The sequence below is a fragment of the Pseudomonas sp. VMV1 genome (genome assembly GCF_056790235.1).
This window is the reverse complement of sequence record NZ_JBXGSE010000009.1, coordinates 35,372-51,548: the sequence shown is the minus strand read 5'-3', so window position 1 is coordinate 51,548 and position 16,177 is coordinate 35,372. Positions and strand designations below refer to the sequence as shown.

Here is a 16,177-nt window from a genome sequence, read left to right as displayed (position 1 = left end):
ACCTCAGGCCGCGACCCGACGCGTTCCGGCCAGCCGGGTCAGGCCATAGAGCACGCCGCCGACCAGCAGCAGGACGCCGGCACGCAGCCAGGTCGCCGCGCCCTGCTGGGCGATCAGTAGCACACAGGAAGCCAGGGCCAGCACCGGAAAGACCCAGTGCACCCGGAAATGCGGATGCTCGACGCGATCGCGTTTGAGCACCAGTACCGCCAGGTTGGTGCTGATGAATACCACCAGAAGCAGCAGCACCACGGTTTCGGCCAGCACGTCCAGGGTGCTGGTGTAGGTCAGGGCGATGGCCACCGCCGTCGTGGCGAGGATGGCTACGCCAGGCGTCTGCCGCCGCGGCAGCACCTGCCCGAGTACCCCGGGCAGCAGCCCCTGGCGGGCCATGCCATAGGCCAGGCGGCTGGCCATGATCATGGTCAGCAGGGCGCCGTTGGCCACCGCGATCAAGGCGATGACCGCGAACAGCCGGGTCGGCACGCCCAGGCCCGAAGCGCCGAGCACGTCCATCAGCGGCGCGCCCGACGCCTTGAGCTGGTCGACCGGCAGCACCAGAGCGGCGCCTGCCCCTACCAGCAGGTAGACGATGCCGGCGATGATCAAGGCGCCGAACAGGGCACGCGGATAGACGCGACTCACGTCCCGCACCTCTTCAGCCAGGTTGGCCGAGGTCTCGAAACCGACGAAGGAATAAAAGGCCAACAGCGACGCACTGAGAATGGCCACGGTGGCGGAAGGCGCATCCACTTCCAGCAGGCGCGCAGGCTCGGCCTGCCCCTGGGCGACGAACCAGGCCGCCGCCGCGACGACGATCACCAGGCCTGACAGCTCGATCAGGGTCATCACTAGGTTGACCGACAGCGACTCCTTGATGCCGCGGGCATTGAGCAGGCCTATCAGCAGCAGAAAGCCCAGGCCGACCCAGCTGGCGGGCCAGGGCACCAGTGCCTGCAGATAGCCACCGGCAAAGGCCACCGCCAACCCCGCGGCGCTGGTGACCCCGGCGGCCAGCATCGAGAAACCCACCAGGAAGGATAGCCAGGGCCGCCCGAAGGCCCGTTCGGCGAACACTGCCGCCCCACCGGCCTTGGGATACTTGGTGACCAGTTCGGCATAGGAGGCGGCGGTGAGCAGCGCGAACAGCAGGGCGATCAACAGCGGCGCCCAGATGGCCCCGCCAACCCGTCCGGCGATGGTGCCGGCCAGGGCGTAGACGCCCGCCCCCAGCACATCGCCAAGGATGAAGAACAGCAGCATCGGCAGGGTGATGGCGCGGCGTAGCGCCGCCGGTGCGGAAGAGGATTCGGTGGCCATGCGGGTGGTGCTCCTGAGTCAGGGGGCTGCGGGGTCCTTGACGGTCGTGACGACTGCCCCGTGCCTTCGTAGAGAGCCGGGGTGGCGACCGGGTTCCAGGCCAGGCACCGTACGTCTGGTCGCCACGGCGCAGAGGGACGCCACGCGGCTCCTTTCGGCCAGGTCCGTGCAACCAGACGGTTTCCGCCACTCGCACGGCTCTAGCGCTACTATTTAAGCCAGCTGGCCGCTTCGCTGCCCTGCCCGCTTCGACCAGGTCCTCCAGGGAGATCGGTACCCCAGCAAACCGCCGATCAGCGGCGAGGGCTTTTCTGCTCCGCGCCGTGCGGACACACTGCGCGGTTTGTATGGTCGAACGCCCCGTCAATGGATTCCGAGAGGTCCCCAGCGCGATGAATGAGGTACCCCTGGCCACGCTGACCCGCGAAGAGCTGGAAGCTGAAGTGCTCCGGCTACGCGAGGCGCTGCAGGCCAATTCCACACCTGCCTCGCCAAGGGACGAGCGCGGCCGCCTGAGCAAGGCCCGCAGCCGGGCGGTGCTGGAGAGCACGACTCAGTTCGCCATCGTGGTCAGCGATCGCGATGGCCGCATCACCGACTGGAATCCGGGTGCCGAACAGGTCATGGGCTGGACCGCCGAAGAGATGATCGGCCAGGACGCCTCGCGCTTCTTCACGCCCGAAGACTGCGCCAACCATCGTGCCGAGTACGAGATGGCCAAGGCCCTGCGCGACGGCAGCGCCCTGGACGAACGCTGGCACCTGCGCCAGGACGGCCAGCGCTTCTGGGCCTCCGGCGAGATGATGGCCCTCACCGATGACGACGGCGAGCCGCTCGGCTTCGTCAAGATCCTGCGCGACCGCACCGTCGAACACCTGGCGGGCCAGGCGCTCAAGGAAACCCAGGAGCGCTACCGGCTGGTCGCCGAAGCGACCAACGACGCCATCTGGGACTGGGACTTCAGCTCGGGCCAGATACGCTGGAACGAAGCCCTGACCGCCGCCTATGGCCACCTGCCGGAACATCTGGCATCCACTGGGACCTGGTGGCTCGAGCAGATCCATCCGGATGATCGCGCGCGGATCGATGCGTCCATCCATGGCGTGATCGACGGCGATGGGGTGGTGTGGACCGACGAGTATCGCTTCCTGCGGGCGGATGGCTCCTATGCCCTGGTGTTCGACCGCGGTCGGGTGATCCGCGATACCTATGGGCGCCCCACGCGCATGATCGGCGCCATGCTGGACATGAGTCAGCTGCAACTGGCGCAGACCGCGCTGCGCAAGAGCGAAGAACGCTTTCGCGCCATCATCGAGACCATCGGCTCGGCCTTCGCCATCGTCCAGGTCAAGTTCGATGCCGACGACAAACCCATCGACTACCGTTTCCTCGAAGCCAACCCGGCGTTCGAGCGCCAGGCCGGCGTCAACCTGCGGGGCAAATGGGTCACCGAATTCGCGCCCAACCTGGAGCAATTCTGGTTCGACACCTATGGCCACGTGGCCAAGACCGGCGAGCCGGCGACCTTCGAGAACTACGCCAACACCTTCGAGCGCTGGTTCGACGTGCGCGCCGTGCGGGTGGGCGACCCGGACGAGCGCCAGATCGCCATCCTGTTCAGTGACGTCACCGAGCGGCGTAATGCCCAGGAGCGCCTGCGCATCAGCGAGGCCCTGGCCCGCCAGAACATCGAGCGGGTGCAATTGGCTCTCTCCGCTGGCGCCATCATCGGCACCTGGCACTGGGACCTGCCCAGCGACAGCTTCACGGTGGACGAAGCCTTCGCCACGGTATTCGGGCTCGATCCGCAGCTGGGCCTGGACGGCCTGAATCTCACCCAGGTGGTGAGCAACGTCCATCCGGACGACAAGGAGGGCCTCGCCCGGGCCATCGGGGTGGTCGTCGCCCAGGGCGGCCCCTTTGCCCATCAGTACCGCGTGCGCCGGGCTGACGGCCACTATTACTGGATCGAGGCCAACGGCCGGGTCGACCATGATGCCGAAGGGACGCCGCTGCGCTTTCCCGGGGTGCTCATCGACGTGGAGGAACGCCGGGCCATCGAGGCGGAGCGCGACAAGGCCCTGGCGGCCCTGCGCGCCCTCAACGATACCCTGGAGATCCGCGTGGCCGAGCGCTCCGCCGAGCTGATGCAGGCCGAGGAAAAGCTGCGCCAGTCGCAGAAGATGGAAGCCGTCGGCCAACTGACGGGGGGCCTGGCTCACGACTTCAACAACCTGCTGGCCGGCATCTCCGGCGCCCTGGAGTTGATGGAAACGCGCATCGCCCAGGGCCGGCTGCGCGACCTGGATCGCTATCTGGTCGCCGCCCAGGGTGCCGCCAAACGCGCCGCCGCCCTCACCCACCGCCTGCTGGCCTTTTCCCGTCGGCAGACCCTGGCGCCGCGTCCGGTCGACGTCAATCAGCTGATCAATGGCCTCACCGAACTCATCCAGCGCACCGTGGGCCCGGGCATCCAGGTCGAAACCGTCGGCGCCGCCGCCCTGTGGCCGGCACTGGTGGACCCGAGCCAGCTGGAGAATTCGCTGCTCAACCTCTGTATCAACGCCCGCGATGCCATGCCCGAGGGCGGCCGCATCACCATCGAGACCGCCAACCGCTGGATGGATCGGGAGGCGGCCCGCGCCCAGGACCTGCCGGAGGGCCAGTACCTGTCGCTGTCCGTGACGGATACCGGGGTAGGCATCCCGCCCGAGGTCGCCGCCCGGGTGTTCGAGCCCTTCTTCACCACCAAGCCCATCGGCCAGGGCACCGGCCTGGGCCTGTCGATGATCTATGGCTTCGCTCGCCAGTCGGGCGGCCAGGTACGGCTCTACTCCGAGGTCGGCCAGGGCACCACCCTGTGCATCTACCTGCCGCGCTACTTCGGCGAGATGCCGGCCGATGAGGGCCTGGCGGCGCGCCTGGACGTAGCCGGCGCCGCCCAGGGTGAAACGGTGCTCATCGTCGACGACGAGCCGACGGTGCGGATGCTGGTCATGGATATCCTCGAAGACCTCGGCTATGCCGTCATCGAGGCGGGTGACAGTCTGACCGGCTTGAAGATCCTGCAGTCGGACGTCCACCTCGACCTGCTGATCACCGACGTCGGCCTGCCCGGCGGCATGAACGGTCGGCAGATGGCTGAAGCGGGACGCCAGTCGCGCCCCGGTCTCAAGACGCTGTTCATCACCGGCTACGCGGAGAACGCCGCCATCGGCAACGGGCATCTGGACCCCGGCATGGAGATCCTCACCAAGCCCTTCGCCGTCGACCACCTGATCAGCCGCGTCCGCGACATGCTCGGCTAGAAGCTGGCGCCGATGCGCAGCGCCACGGTATAGCCCTCCGCCCGGTTGCGCGCCTCGAATTCCTTGTAGGCGTGCAGCCAGATGGCCGGCAGCCCCGAGGTGGGCTGGAAGAAGCTTACCGCCGGGCCCAGTGCCAGCACCCGTGCGCGATTGCCACGGGTCAGGCCCGGGGCGTCGTCGTCACTGAGCTGGCGGTAATAGTAGCCACCCAGGCCCAGGGTCCAGTCGCCGACATGCTGGCCCACGGCGAACTCGTGGCGATACTCCACCCCGCTGCGGTAGTCGGTGGCCGCGTTGCGCGCATTGATGTCGAGCTGGAAGCTGGACGACAGCTCCAGCCCGCTCGGGCTGATGTAGCTGGCGTTGAGGATCGGCGAGACCGTCCAGTGGTTGGTGCCGGGGCTGACCAGGCGGTCCTTGTCGTAGTCGCCGGTGGGCGCCTGGATAGACAGCTGGGTATTGATCCCCACCCCTGGCGCCGGCCGCCAGTCGAGGATCAAGGGGATCAGTTGCACGTCCGCCGGGCGGAACAGCTCGGCGCTGTCGCTGAATACCCGCTGCCCGCCCGCGTCGATGCCGAGGTCGGCGTCCATGCGAAAGAACACCGAGACCGCGCCAAAGCCGTAGCGCGCGCCGAGCAGCTGCTGGTCGGTCATGCGCAGATAGGCCAGGCCGATGGCCAGGACGTTGATGTTGAAGTCATTGCCATTGTCCTTGCCGTGGCTGTCCCTGATCACCCGCGCCTGGTAGTCGCTGATGCGCATGCCGACCGTGCCGAAGGGCGTCGTCGGCGGCATGAAGCCGGCCCCGAAGTCCTGCACCCCGGCCGCCGTGGTCGGCATGCCCTTCTCGGTGGCATGGGTGATGGGGGCGGCCAGCGCAACGAGGGACAGGACGGCGGCGCGAGTCAGAACTCCGGGCGAAGGCATGGTAAAGGCTCCTCAAGACGTTCGAGCGGGCGAGCGAGGCCTCACCAGGCGCGCGGGGCGCCCGGTCTTGGCGAAAGGGTCAGAACGGGAGTGGGATCAGTCCGGCGCGGCAGCGACCTGCTGGGCGATCTGCGCCTTGCGATTGACGCCGAGCTTTTCGTAGATCCGCCTCAGGTGATGGCGCACCGTGGCCGGAGCCATACCCAGGGTGCGGGCGACTTCCTTGTAGGTCTGGCCCAGGGCGAAACACTGGGCCACTTCCAGTTCGCGGGCACTGAGCCGCTCCGCCGAACTGCGCCGGCGCGCCTTGAGCAGCAAGAGGTCGCCCAGCGGCTGGGCGTCCAGCTGCAGGGTCCGGCCCTGGTAGCTGTGCTGGGGTGCACAGGCGGGTGGCAGCCGGTTGCCCTGCCAGCCCTCCCATTCCGCTGCCAGCAAGGCGGCGAAACCCGGCTCCATGGACAGCAGCACGCCGTAGCGATCGCACACCGCCAGGGCCAGTTCGTCGAAGCTGCCGCCACTGTCCCTCAGGGTCGCCAGGGTACGCAGGCAACTCTCGCGCTCGGCGTGCAGCAGGTGCGGCATCAGCCATTCCACCAGTTGGCATTCCAGGACGGTGAAGGGGGTAGCGCGGAACAAGGTGAGGTGCACACCCAGGCGGGTCTGGTCGTCGGTTAGCACGATGCGCAGGCCCTGGGCCAGACCATAGCGTTGCCCCAGGGCAGCCAGCGCCGGCGAGGCCGTTGCGTCATGGCAGTCGAACACCTGGCAGCGCCCCTGCTCCTGGTGCAGCTCGCCGAGGTCGTGGTCGTCGGCCTTGAGGGCGTCCCATTCCCGGGTATAGGCGCTGGGCAGCCCCAGCAGGAAGGCGCTGTGCGCCACCGGCACCCCGTCACGCCAGGTGGAGTTGCCCCACCAGGCCTTGTCGAAGGCGACCAGGCGCTGCAGTTGCTCCAGGGCCTGAGCATGGAATTCGGTGATGGCCCCGCCGCGCAGACGGGACTGCAGGGCCAGGACGACCTCACTGAAGCGAGCGACCACCTCGGCGGGCACACTGCAGGAAACGGCGGCTGACTGAGCCATGCTACCCCCATTGTTGTGATTGTCTTGGGTAGAACGCCGGCCCCAGGAGGGCCCGGCTTGGGGTCCGAGTTTACCGTAGCGGGGCGGCGCGCCTATCGTTCAGATGCAGGATAGGTAGCCCTCTGCTACCCGCGTGCCAGCGCAACGGCCGCGCGATAGCGGAGGTCCCTGACGGGCGACCATCGTTCATCTGATCGATAGACCGGTCCACGCCCGCCGGCGAGGCTGGCAGCGACTCGGCGTCCACCCTGGCGCCCCGACATTCAGGAGAAGCCCATGCCAGACGCCTTCGCGCGCCTCACCCCGGAAGTCGCCCAGCTGCTGGCGCAGTTGGCGGCCCAGCCGCAGCCGCCAATGGACAGCCTCACGCCGCAGGACGCGCGCGCCGCCTATGTGCAGATGAGTCGTGCACTCGGTCTGCCGCCGGCTCCGGTGGCGCGGGTCGAGGCGCTGAGCGCGCCCGGTCCCCTGGGGCCCATCCCGCTGCGCCTCTATCGACCCTATGCGGAAGACGACCGGCCGCGCCCGCTGGTGGTCTATCTGCATGGGGGCGGCTGGGTGATCGGCGACCTGGACAGCCATGATTCGCTCTGCCGACAGATTGCCCTGGGCACCGACTGCGCGGTGCTGGCGGTGCACTATGCCCTCGCCCCGGAACATCCGGCGCCGGCCAGCCCCGATGATGTCCTGGCCGTCCTGCGCTGGCTGGCCGACGCCGGCAGCGCCTTCCACCTCGATCTCGACCGCGTCGCCGTAGCCGGCGACAGCGCCGGCGGTGGCCTGGCCGCCATGGCCGCCCTGCACCTGCGCGAAGGACCCCTCACGCTCAGGGCCCAGGTGCTGATCTATCCCGGGGTCGACAACACCCCCGAGGCCTGGAATCACCCCTCCCGGATCGAGAATGCCCAGGTCCCGCCGCTGACCCGGCCGATGATGGACTATTTCTCCGGCATGTACCTGCAGGACGTGGATACCCGCGATCCGCGGGTGTCACCCCTGTATGCCTCCTCCCACGCCACTCTGCCGCCAGCGCTGATCTTTGGCGCCGAATGCGATGCCCTGCGCGACGACGCCCGCCTCTATGCCCAGGCGCTGATCGGTGCTGGCAACGCCGTGGAGTATCACGAGCTGCCCGGCATGATCCATGGCTTCATCGAGATGCTCGGCGTGCTGCCAGGGGTGCGCTGGACCCTGGCGCGGACCAATGCCTTCCTGCGCGAGCACCTGCAGCACCAGGTCTAAGCCCCGCGGCCCCACCTAGATCCGTCCCAGCCAGTGCAGCACCAGACGATAGAGGTGCTGGGGCCAGCGTGACCACCAGCCGCCCTGCTCCACCGCCTCCAGGGCTACCAGCGGGCGGGTCTGCAGGATTCGCTCGCCATCCAGCAGCTCCAGTTGCCCCACCACCGCGCCCTCGGCGATGGGTGCCACCAGCGGCTCGTTCAGCACCAGGCGGTGCTGTGGGGGCTGCTGGCCCTTGGGTTGGGTGAGGACCACGTCCTGAGTCACGCCCACCGGCACGCTGGAACGATCCCCCTCCCAGACCGCCGGGGTACCCAGGGTCGCGCCGGCCTTGTCGACGGTCAGGTTGTCGAAGAAGCGAAAACCATAGGTCAGCAGCTTCTGGGTATCGGCGGCACGATTGTTGATCGAATTGGAACCGAACACCGCGGTGATCAGCCGGCGCCCGTCGCGCAGTGCCGAGGTCACCATGCAATAGCCAGCGGCCTCGGTGTGGCCGGTCTTGAGGCCGTCCACGCTGGGATCGCGCCAGAGCAGCAGATTGCGATTGGGCTGGCGGATACCGTTCCAGGTGAAGTATTTCTTGGCGTAGAGCTCATAGTAGGCCGACTCGTCCTGGATGATGGCGCGGGCCAGCAGCGCCATGTCGTAGGGCGAGGAGAAGTGCTCGGGATTGGGCAGCCCGGTGGGATTCATGAAATGGCTGTCGTGCAGGCCGAGGCGCTGGGCAGTGGCGTTCATCAGGCTGGCGAAGCTGTCGTTGCTGCCGGCGATATGTTCGGCCAGCGCCACGCTGGCATCGTTGCCCGAATCGATGACGATGCCCTGCAGGAGATCGTGCACCGACACCGGGGTGCGCGGATCGAGAAACATCCGCGAGCCCTCGGTCCGCCAGGCGTGCTCGCTGACGGTGACCTTGTCGTCGGCCTTGAGCTGGCCGGCCTGGATATCGCGGGTCGCCACATACACGGTCATCAGCTTGGTCAGGCTGGCGGGTGGCAGGTGCTCATGGGAGTCTTCCTCGGCGATCACCTGGCCGGTGGTGGCATCCATCAGCACCCAGGCCTTGGCCGAGAGCTGGGGTGGCGAGGGAATCAGGACGGAGGCGGTAGGCGCAGCCTCGACCTGGCCGAGCCAGGTGAGACCCAGGGCGGCGAGGCCGAGAAAGAGCAAGGGGCGTTTCACGAGCGGCAAATCCGGATCGGCAGGAGGGGTCGCCACCCTAGGCAAGCCCTGCCCCGGTCTCAAATGAAGGAAAGTGAAGAAAAATTTAGGAAGGCCCCACCGCCGACGCTCAGTCGGCGGTGGCGATGACCACCCGGGCGCCCACCGGCTCAGCTGCCGCGATGCTCAGGTGGAACCCGTGCAGCCGGACGATGGCCGCCACCAGCGACAGGCCCAGACCGTAGCCTGGCTGCTGGCGACTGGCATCGCCACGGTAGAGCCGGCGCAGCACGCTCTCCCGCTCGGCTTCGGGGATGCCGGGGCCGTCGTCGATCACCTCGATGCGCACCGCGGTGCCGACCCCGCGCGCCACCAGGCGCACCTGCCCACCCTGGGGGGCGAACTTGAGGGCGTTGTCCAGCAGATTCACCAGCGCCTCGAACAGCAACTCGGCGTCGCCCTGCACCTCCGGCAGTTCCTCGCCCAGTTCCAGACTCAAGGTCTGGGCCTTTTCCTGGGCCAGGGGCTCGTAGAAATCATGGGCCTGGCGCAGCAGCGCGGCCAGGTCCAGAGGGGCGAAGGCCATGCGCCGGCGGGTGTCCTCCAGTTCGGAGATGCGCAGCAGGCCCTGGAAGCGCGACATGATGGCCTCGGTCTCGGCCAGTGCCTCGCCCAGGCTGTCGGCTTGAGGCGCCGCCAACGGCAGCTGCTGCAATTGGTGCAGTCGCGCCCGCAATCGCGTCAGTGGGGTGCGCAGGTCATGGGCGATGCCGTCGCAGACCCCTTTCACCTCGTGCATCGAACGCTCCAGCTGGGCCAGGGTGGTGTTGACCGCATCGGCCAGCATGTCCAGCTCGTCATGCCGAGACGACAGCGGCAGGCGCTCCTCCAGATGACCGGCGACGATCCGCTCCAGGCTGCGCTGCAGCCGTTCCACCCGTCGTAGCGGGCGCCGCCGCAATAGGTGCCAGCCCACCAGGCCGGGTATCAGGGTCAGCGACAGCCCCCAGAACAGCGCCTGGCCGATGATGCCGCCTACCGCGGAGATCGAGCCGCCATCGCGCGCCAGCACCAGGATGCGGCCGTCCGCGCGGCGCTGCAGGAAGGCGTGGCTGCTGCGCGTCTCGTCCAGGGCATCGGTGGTCCTGAGGCCACGCTGCAGATAGTGCACCTGGCCGTCGTCCGGCAGGTTGCGCAGGAGCTTCACCAGGCTGCCGGCGATATAGCGGCCATCGGCCTCGAACAGGCCGTAGGCGTCGATACCGGGCATGGAAAAGACCTCGCTGGCCTGCAGCTCACCCAGCAGGTCACGGTCGGCGACCTTGCGGTAGTAATGCGCCCGTTGCAGCAGGGTGCGCTCCGCCACGGCGCCGAGGTAGTTGGAGATCTGCCAGTAGAGCACCCCGGTGAAGACCGCACCCCAGGCGGCAAAGAACAGCGCATAGAGGGCCAGCAGGCGACTGCTGCCCGAGCGCCATCGTCTAGTCCTGGGCGACGAGGACATAGCCGGCCCCGCGTACCGTGTGCACCAGTGGCCGCCCTGCCCCCTCGATCTTGCGTCGCAGGCGGCCCATGTGCACATCGATGATGTTGGTGCCCGGATCGAAGTGATAGCCCCAGACCTGCTCGAAGAGCATGGTGCGGGTGACCAGTTGGCCCGCGTTGCGCATCAGGTAGGTGAGGATCTTGAATTCGGTGGGCAACAGGGCGATGGCCTCTCCGGCGCGGGTCAGGGTGTTCTCGATCAAATCCAGGGTCAGCTCGCCGACCCGCAGCTGGTGACTGGCGGATGGCACGGCCGGCCGCCGCAACAGCGCCTCCAGCCGGGCCATCATTTCCACCAGGGAAAACGGCTTGGTCAGGTAGTCGTCACCGCCGCATCTCAGGCCGCGGACGCGTTCGTCGACATCGGACAGGGCGCTGAGCATGAGCACCGGGGTAGCGATGCCAAGACCCCGCAGGGTGCTGACGATGGTCAGGCCATCGAAGTCCGGTAGCATGCGGTCGAGGGTGATGATGTCGTGGCCGCCGGCGATGGCCGCGGCCAGGCCGTCGCGGCCGGTGCGTTCCCAGCGTACCTGATAGTCTTGCGCCTGCAATTCGCTGGCGATGGCGTGGGCGGTCACCTCGTCGTCTTCGATGACCAAAGCCTGGGTCATGATGGCCTCTGGATCTGGCGCCCGGTCTGGCGGACCGCACAGCCTAGGGAAAACCTCCAGGGTAATAAATTAAATTTTTCTTCATCCGGACTAACGCGCTCCGCGCACGCCCGCGGTCTATCGTCCGTTCTTTCCTATCGGAGTCATCCTCATGTTTCCACGTTTGCCCACCCTTGCCCTCGGCGCCCTGCTGCTGGCTTCCACCCCGCTGCTGGCCGCGCAACCCGTCACCACCCTCACGGTGCTGAGCTCGGGCGGCATCATGGGCACCATCCGCGAGGTCGCCCCGACCTATGAAAAGGCCACTGGGGTCAAGCTGGACATCGCCGCCGCGCCATCCATGGGCGATACGCCCCAGGCCATTCCCAATCGCCTGGCACGCAATGAGCCGGCTGACGTGGTGCTCATGGTGGGTTCGGCGCTGGACAAGCTGGTCGCCAGTGGCCAGGTGGCCAAGGACAGCCGTGTCGACCTGGGCCAGTCCTTTATCGCCGTGGCAGTGCGCCAGGGCGCACCCAAGCCGGACATCTCGAACATGGACGCCTTCAAGCAGACCCTGGAAAAGGCCCAGTCGGTGGCCTATTCCGACAGCGCCAGCGGCGTCTACCTGTCGCGCATCCTCTTCCCGCGCATGCAGCTGGACAAGAGCTTCATGGCCAAGGCGCGCATGATTCCCGCCGAACCCGTGGGCGCCGTGGTAGCCCGTGGCGAAGCGCAGCTGGGCTTCCAGCAGCTGAGCGAGCTGAAGGCTGTGCCAGGCATCGACATCGTCGGCCTGATCCCCGACCAGGCGCAGAAGATGACCCTCTACTCCGGCGCCATGGTCAGCAAGAGTCAGCACCCCGAGGCCGCTCGCGCCCTGCTCCAGTACCTGGCCTCGAAAGACGCCGCCAAGGCCATCGAGGACAGCGGCCTCAAGCCGGTTCCCGCCCAGCCGTAATCGCCAGGCCGCCGGCGTCAGACGAAGAACGAAATGGCGCCTGTGAGCAGCGCGAGGGCGGTGATGACCAGGGAGGTCAGCACCGCCCATTTGACGGTGGCCTTCTGGAAGTCACCGATGTCGCGGTCGACCATGCCCACCAGCAACAGGGTGGAGGCCACCAGCGGACTCATCAGGTGCACCGGCTGGCCCAGCACCGAGGCGCGGGCGATCTCCACCGGGTCGATGCCGTAGGCCGCGGCGGCATTGGCCAGGATGGGCACTACCCCGAAGTAGTAGGCATCGTTGGACAGCACGAAGGTCAGCGGCATGCTGGTGATGGCCACCACCAGCGGGAACCAGTGGCCCCAGGCCGGCGGGATCCAGTCGACCAGGGTCTGGGCCAGGGCGTCGACCATCTTGGTGCCGGAAAAGATGCCGGCGAAGATGCCTGCGGCGAACACCAGCAGCACCACGGTCATGGCATTGCCGGAGTGCGCCAGGATGCGCTCCTTCTGCAGCTCCAGCTGCGGGTAGTTGATCATCAGCGCCAGCACGAAGCCGATCATGAAGAGAATGGCGGCATGCATCACGCCCATGACCAGGGCGGTCATCACCAGGATCACCAGCACCAGGTTGACGTAGGCCAGGCGGGGGCGCTTGTTCGGCGAGTCGCCGAGGATCTCCTCGATATAGCACCTGCCACCGGCCGCCCCACCACTTTCCAGGCTGACATTGCCGATGCGGGCGCGCTCGCGACGACCGAGCAGGAAGGCAGTGAACACGACCCAGGCCGCGCCGCCAATCACCGTGGGCAGCAGGGGGATGAAGTAGGCGGTGGCGTCCAGGCCCAGCGCGGCGATGGCGCGGGTGGCCGGGCCACCCCAGGGACTCATGCCGCTCATGATGCTCAGGGAGAGCATGGACACCGTCGCCAGCACCATGGGATTCATGCCGATCCGCTTGTACAGCGGCAACATGGCGGCGCAGGTGATCATGTAGGTGGTGGTGCCGTCGCCGTCCAGGGCGACCAGCAGCGAGAGCAGCGCGGTGCCGATGGCGATCTTCACCGGATCACCGTTGACGCGCTTGAGGATCTTGCGGATCAGGGGATCGAACAGGCCCGCGTCGATCATCAGCCCGAAGAAGAGGATGGCGAACAGCAGCAGCGCCGCCGAGGGCGCCACCATCTTGAGGCCGTCGAGCATCATCTTGCCGGTGGTGGGGGCGAAGCCACCGATGAGGGCGAAAACGATGGGCACCACGGTGAGCGCCACGATGGGCGACAAACGTTTGCTCATGATCAGGTAGGTGAAGGTCACGACCATGATCAGACCGAGAAGCGCGAGCATAGGCATATCCCTTGTTCTTGTTGTGTGCCTGGCCAAACGCAGGCCAGCCGATCCCCTCCTCCGGCCAGCTGACGACGCGGAGGTGGGGCTACAGCAGGAGAGGCGTTGGCGCGATCAGGCGTGGGGACGGACGTCCGGTACGGTCCACTCGACGGCGTCGGGCATTGCCTGGGGTTCGGCCTTGCCGCTGGCCAGGGCGCGTAACAGCCGCTCCCGGTCGCAGGCACCTTCGGACAGCGAGATCACCACGGTGGCCACGGCGTTACTCGCCAGGCTGGTCAGCGCGCGGGCTTCGGACATGAATCTGTCGATCCCGATGAGCAGCGCGAGTCCCGCCAGGGGGATGTCGTGGATCACGGTGAGGGTCGAAGCCAGGGCGACGAAGCCGCTGCCGGTCACGCCGGCTGCGCCCTTGGAGGACAGCAGCATGATCGCCAGCATGGTCAGGGTCTGGCCGATGGTCAGGTCGATGTTGCAGGCCTGGGCGATGAAGACGGCGGCCAGCGACAGGTAGATGGCGGTGCCGTCCAGGTTGAAGGAATAGCCAGTGGGCAGCACCAGACCGACCACGCCCTTCTTGCAGCCCAGACCTTCGAGCTTCTGCAGCATGCGCGGCAGCACCGGCTCGGTGGACGAGGTGCCCAGCACCACCAGGAATTCCTCCCGGAAGTAACGCAGGAGTTTCCACAGGCTGAAGCCCCGCGAGCGGCACAGGGCGCCCAGCACCACGAAGACGAAGAAGGCGCAGGCGATATAGAGGGTGGCGATCAGCTTGGCCAGGGAGCCCAGCGAGGTGATGCCATACTGGCCGACGGTAAAGGCCAGGGCGCCGAAGGCGCCGATCGGGGCGAAGCGCATCAGGTAGCCGAAGATCCGGAAGACCATCTGGGAGGCCGACTCCAGCACGTTCAGCACCGGCCGACCGCGCTCACCCATGGACGACAGGGCGAAACCGCAGAGCACGGCGATGAACAGCACAGGCAGTACCTCACCCTTGTTGAACGCCCCCATGAAGGTGTCCGGGATGATGTGCATGAAGAAGTCCACCACGCTGAGCTTGGCCGCCGACGCCGTGTACTGGGCGATGCTGGCGGTGCTCAGGGTCGCGGGATCGATGTTCATGCCTACGCCGGGCTGGAACAGATAGACCGCGCCGAGGCCGATGAACAGGCTGATGACGGTGAGCACCAGGAACAGCAGCAGCGTCTTGCCCATCAGCCGACCCAGGGTGCTCTTGTCGGTCATGCCGGCGATGCCGGTGACGATGGTGCAGAACACCACCGGGGCGATCATCATCTTGATCAGCTTGATGAAGGCGTCACCCAGGGGCTTGAGCGCGACGGCCTGTTGCGCCCAGAAGTGACCGACCAGCACCCCGAGGACCACGGCGCAAAGGATCTGGAAGTACAGCGATTTGGCAAGTTTCATGGGGCATCACCGTTTATTGAAGTTGTGCGGATGCGCTGGTGGTTGGGGGATATCGCGTTAGCCGGCGAGCCTCCGCGCAACGGGCGCGTAGACATGGCCGGCGAACAGGCGGCGCGCGGTCCGGACGACCGAGGCCTGGATGGTAGTGCCGTCGGCGCCGCCGCGCGACAGCACCACGTCGATACCGCCGCTGGGATGCTCCAGGCGAACGTCGGTGAGGGTTTCGGCGCCGGCTCCGAGCAGCGCCATCACCACCGTTTCCGGGGTGACGCAGGCGGTGGCCAGGCCGATGGAGCCGGTGATGGCCAGCGCCCGGTGGCAGCTGTGCGGCATGAAGTAGCGGACCTGCAGGGTGCCGCCGTGCTGAGGCAGGGAAATCAGCACCGGCTTGGGGATCACCTTGCCGCTGACATCGCCCAGGCCCATGGCCCGGCCGGCCTGCAGCCGCAGGGCTTCCAGCCGCGCCAGCAGCCCGGTGTCGGCGTCCAGCTCGGCCGGGCGCTCGCTGCCGGTCACACCCAGGTGGCGGGCGTCGACGATCATCATCGGCATGGCCATATCGATGCAGGTCACCGGCACGCCGTCGAAGACATCGGTGGCCTGGCCCGTGGGAAACAGCTTGCCGGTCTTGCTGCCCACGGCGTCGAGAAAGGTCAGTTGGACCGGTGCCGCGGTGCCGGGCACGCCGTCGATGGCGGTATCGCCTTCGTAGCGCACCACGCCGCCGGGCGTGTGCACTAGGGCGTCGACGAAGCTGTCGGTGTTGAGGTTGCGGATACGTACCAGGGTCTTGCCGTCTCTGGCGGCGACCAGGCCCTGCTCCACGGCGAAAGGACCCACGGCGCATAGCATGTTGCCGCAGTTAGGCGCGGTATCGACACGGCGGTCGGCGACCATCACCTGAACGAAGAGGTAATCCACGTCGGCATCGGCATGGCTGGACGGGCTGATGATGGCGACCTTGCTGGTCTGGGGACTGCCACCCCCGATGCCGTCGATTTCCAGCTCGTGGCCGGCGCCCATGAGGTCGATCAGCATCTCGTCGCGTAGCGCGGGATCGCTGGGCAGGTCGCTGGCGTGGAAGAAGGGCCCCTTGGAGGTGCCACCGCGCATGAGAACGCAGGGAATACGTTGCATGACTGCTGTCTCTTGTTGATCAATAGCGTTTATTGATGTTCTAAGGGCAAGATTGGCAGCCGTAGATAAATCTATCCAATGCAAATATCGTCGCTATTATTCCACTTGGATAATCAATAAAGCTGGATTCGAGAGACAG

12 protein-coding genes are annotated in these 16,177 nt (G+C 67.1%); 3 read left to right on the top strand and 9 right to left on the bottom strand.

Annotated elements, in window-relative coordinates:
• Positions 1–3 precede the first annotated feature (3 nt).
• Positions 4–1,320, bottom strand: coding sequence for an APC family permease (locus tag ACUCV0_RS21325; protein WP_482213608.1), 1,317 nt, complete (start codon positions 1,318–1,320; stop codon positions 4–6).
• Positions 1,321–1,712: 392 nt separating this feature from the next.
• Here ACUCV0_RS21325 and ACUCV0_RS21320 point away from each other — a divergent pair, with 392 nt between their 5' ends.
• Positions 1,713–4,628 (top strand): PAS domain-containing hybrid sensor histidine kinase/response regulator, encoded by a 2,916-nt coding sequence (locus ACUCV0_RS21320; protein ID WP_482213607.1) that lies wholly within the window; start codon positions 1,713–1,715, stop codon positions 4,626–4,628.
• Here ACUCV0_RS21320 and ACUCV0_RS21315 read toward each other — a convergent pair.
• Together ACUCV0_RS21315 and ACUCV0_RS21310 are read right to left on the bottom strand one after the other, a co-directional pair.
• Positions 4,625–5,470, bottom strand: a complete 846-nt coding sequence (locus ACUCV0_RS21315) for a SphA family protein (protein WP_434776626.1) — start codon at positions 5,468–5,470, stop codon at positions 4,625–4,627. The two genes, ACUCV0_RS21320 and ACUCV0_RS21315, sit on opposite strands and share 4 nt — an antisense overlap.
• 183 nt (positions 5,471–5,653) lie before the next feature.
• On the bottom strand, positions 5,654–6,637 hold the full coding sequence (locus tag ACUCV0_RS21310) for a helix-turn-helix transcriptional regulator (RefSeq protein WP_482213606.1): 984 nt from the start codon (positions 6,635–6,637) through the stop codon (positions 5,654–5,656).
• A gap of 276 nt (positions 6,638–6,913) precedes the next feature.
• Between ACUCV0_RS21310 and ACUCV0_RS21305 the strand changes: the two genes are divergently transcribed.
• On the top strand, positions 6,914–7,879 hold the full coding sequence (locus ACUCV0_RS21305; RefSeq protein WP_482213605.1) for an alpha/beta hydrolase: 966 nt from the start codon (positions 6,914–6,916) through the stop codon (positions 7,877–7,879).
• A gap of 15 nt (positions 7,880–7,894) precedes the next feature.
• Here ACUCV0_RS21305 and ACUCV0_RS21300 read toward each other — a convergent pair whose 3' ends face one another.
• From ACUCV0_RS21300 to ACUCV0_RS21290, 3 genes are all read right to left on the bottom strand, one after another.
• On the bottom strand, positions 7,895–9,052 hold the full coding sequence (locus ACUCV0_RS21300) for a D-alanyl-D-alanine carboxypeptidase family protein (protein ID WP_482213645.1): 1,158 nt from the start codon (positions 9,050–9,052) through the stop codon (positions 7,895–7,897).
• A 121-nt stretch (positions 9,053–9,173) separates the two neighbouring features.
• The gene (locus ACUCV0_RS21295; RefSeq protein WP_482213604.1) at positions 9,174–10,547 is read right to left on the bottom strand and encodes a sensor histidine kinase; all 1,374 of its coding nucleotides are present in this window, start codon (positions 10,545–10,547) and stop codon (positions 9,174–9,176) included.
• The gene (locus ACUCV0_RS21290; RefSeq protein ID WP_454253085.1) at positions 10,525–11,202 is read right to left on the bottom strand and encodes a response regulator transcription factor; all 678 of its coding nucleotides are present in this window, start codon (positions 11,200–11,202) and stop codon (positions 10,525–10,527) included. The genes ACUCV0_RS21295 and ACUCV0_RS21290 overlap by 23 nt, the downstream gene beginning before the upstream one ends.
• Before the next feature lie 151 nt (positions 11,203–11,353).
• Between ACUCV0_RS21290 and ACUCV0_RS21285 the strand changes: the two genes are divergently transcribed.
• Positions 11,354–12,142: a substrate-binding domain-containing protein gene (locus ACUCV0_RS21285; RefSeq protein ID WP_482213603.1), complete on the top strand. Its 789-nt coding sequence runs from the start codon at positions 11,354–11,356 to the stop codon at positions 12,140–12,142.
• A gap of 17 nt (positions 12,143–12,159) precedes the next feature.
• On the opposite strand, the gene ACUCV0_RS21280 is transcribed toward ACUCV0_RS21285, so the two are convergent.
• The 3 genes from ACUCV0_RS21280 to ACUCV0_RS21270 form a co-directional block, all read right to left on the bottom strand.
• Positions 12,160–13,473, bottom strand: coding sequence for a CitMHS family transporter (locus ACUCV0_RS21280; RefSeq protein ID WP_059315092.1), 1,314 nt, complete (start codon positions 13,471–13,473; stop codon positions 12,160–12,162).
• A gap of 114 nt (positions 13,474–13,587) precedes the next feature.
• On the bottom strand, positions 13,588–14,901 hold the full coding sequence (dctA, locus tag ACUCV0_RS21275) for a C4-dicarboxylate transporter DctA (RefSeq protein WP_482213602.1): 1,314 nt from the start codon (positions 14,899–14,901) through the stop codon (positions 13,588–13,590).
• Between the two features lie 57 nt (positions 14,902–14,958).
• Positions 14,959–16,038 carry a 4-oxalomesaconate tautomerase gene (locus tag ACUCV0_RS21270; RefSeq protein ID WP_482213601.1) on the bottom strand — a complete coding sequence of 360 codons (1,080 nt, stop codon included), beginning with the start codon at positions 16,036–16,038 and terminating at the stop codon, positions 14,959–14,961.
• Positions 16,039–16,177: the final 139 nt, after the last annotated feature.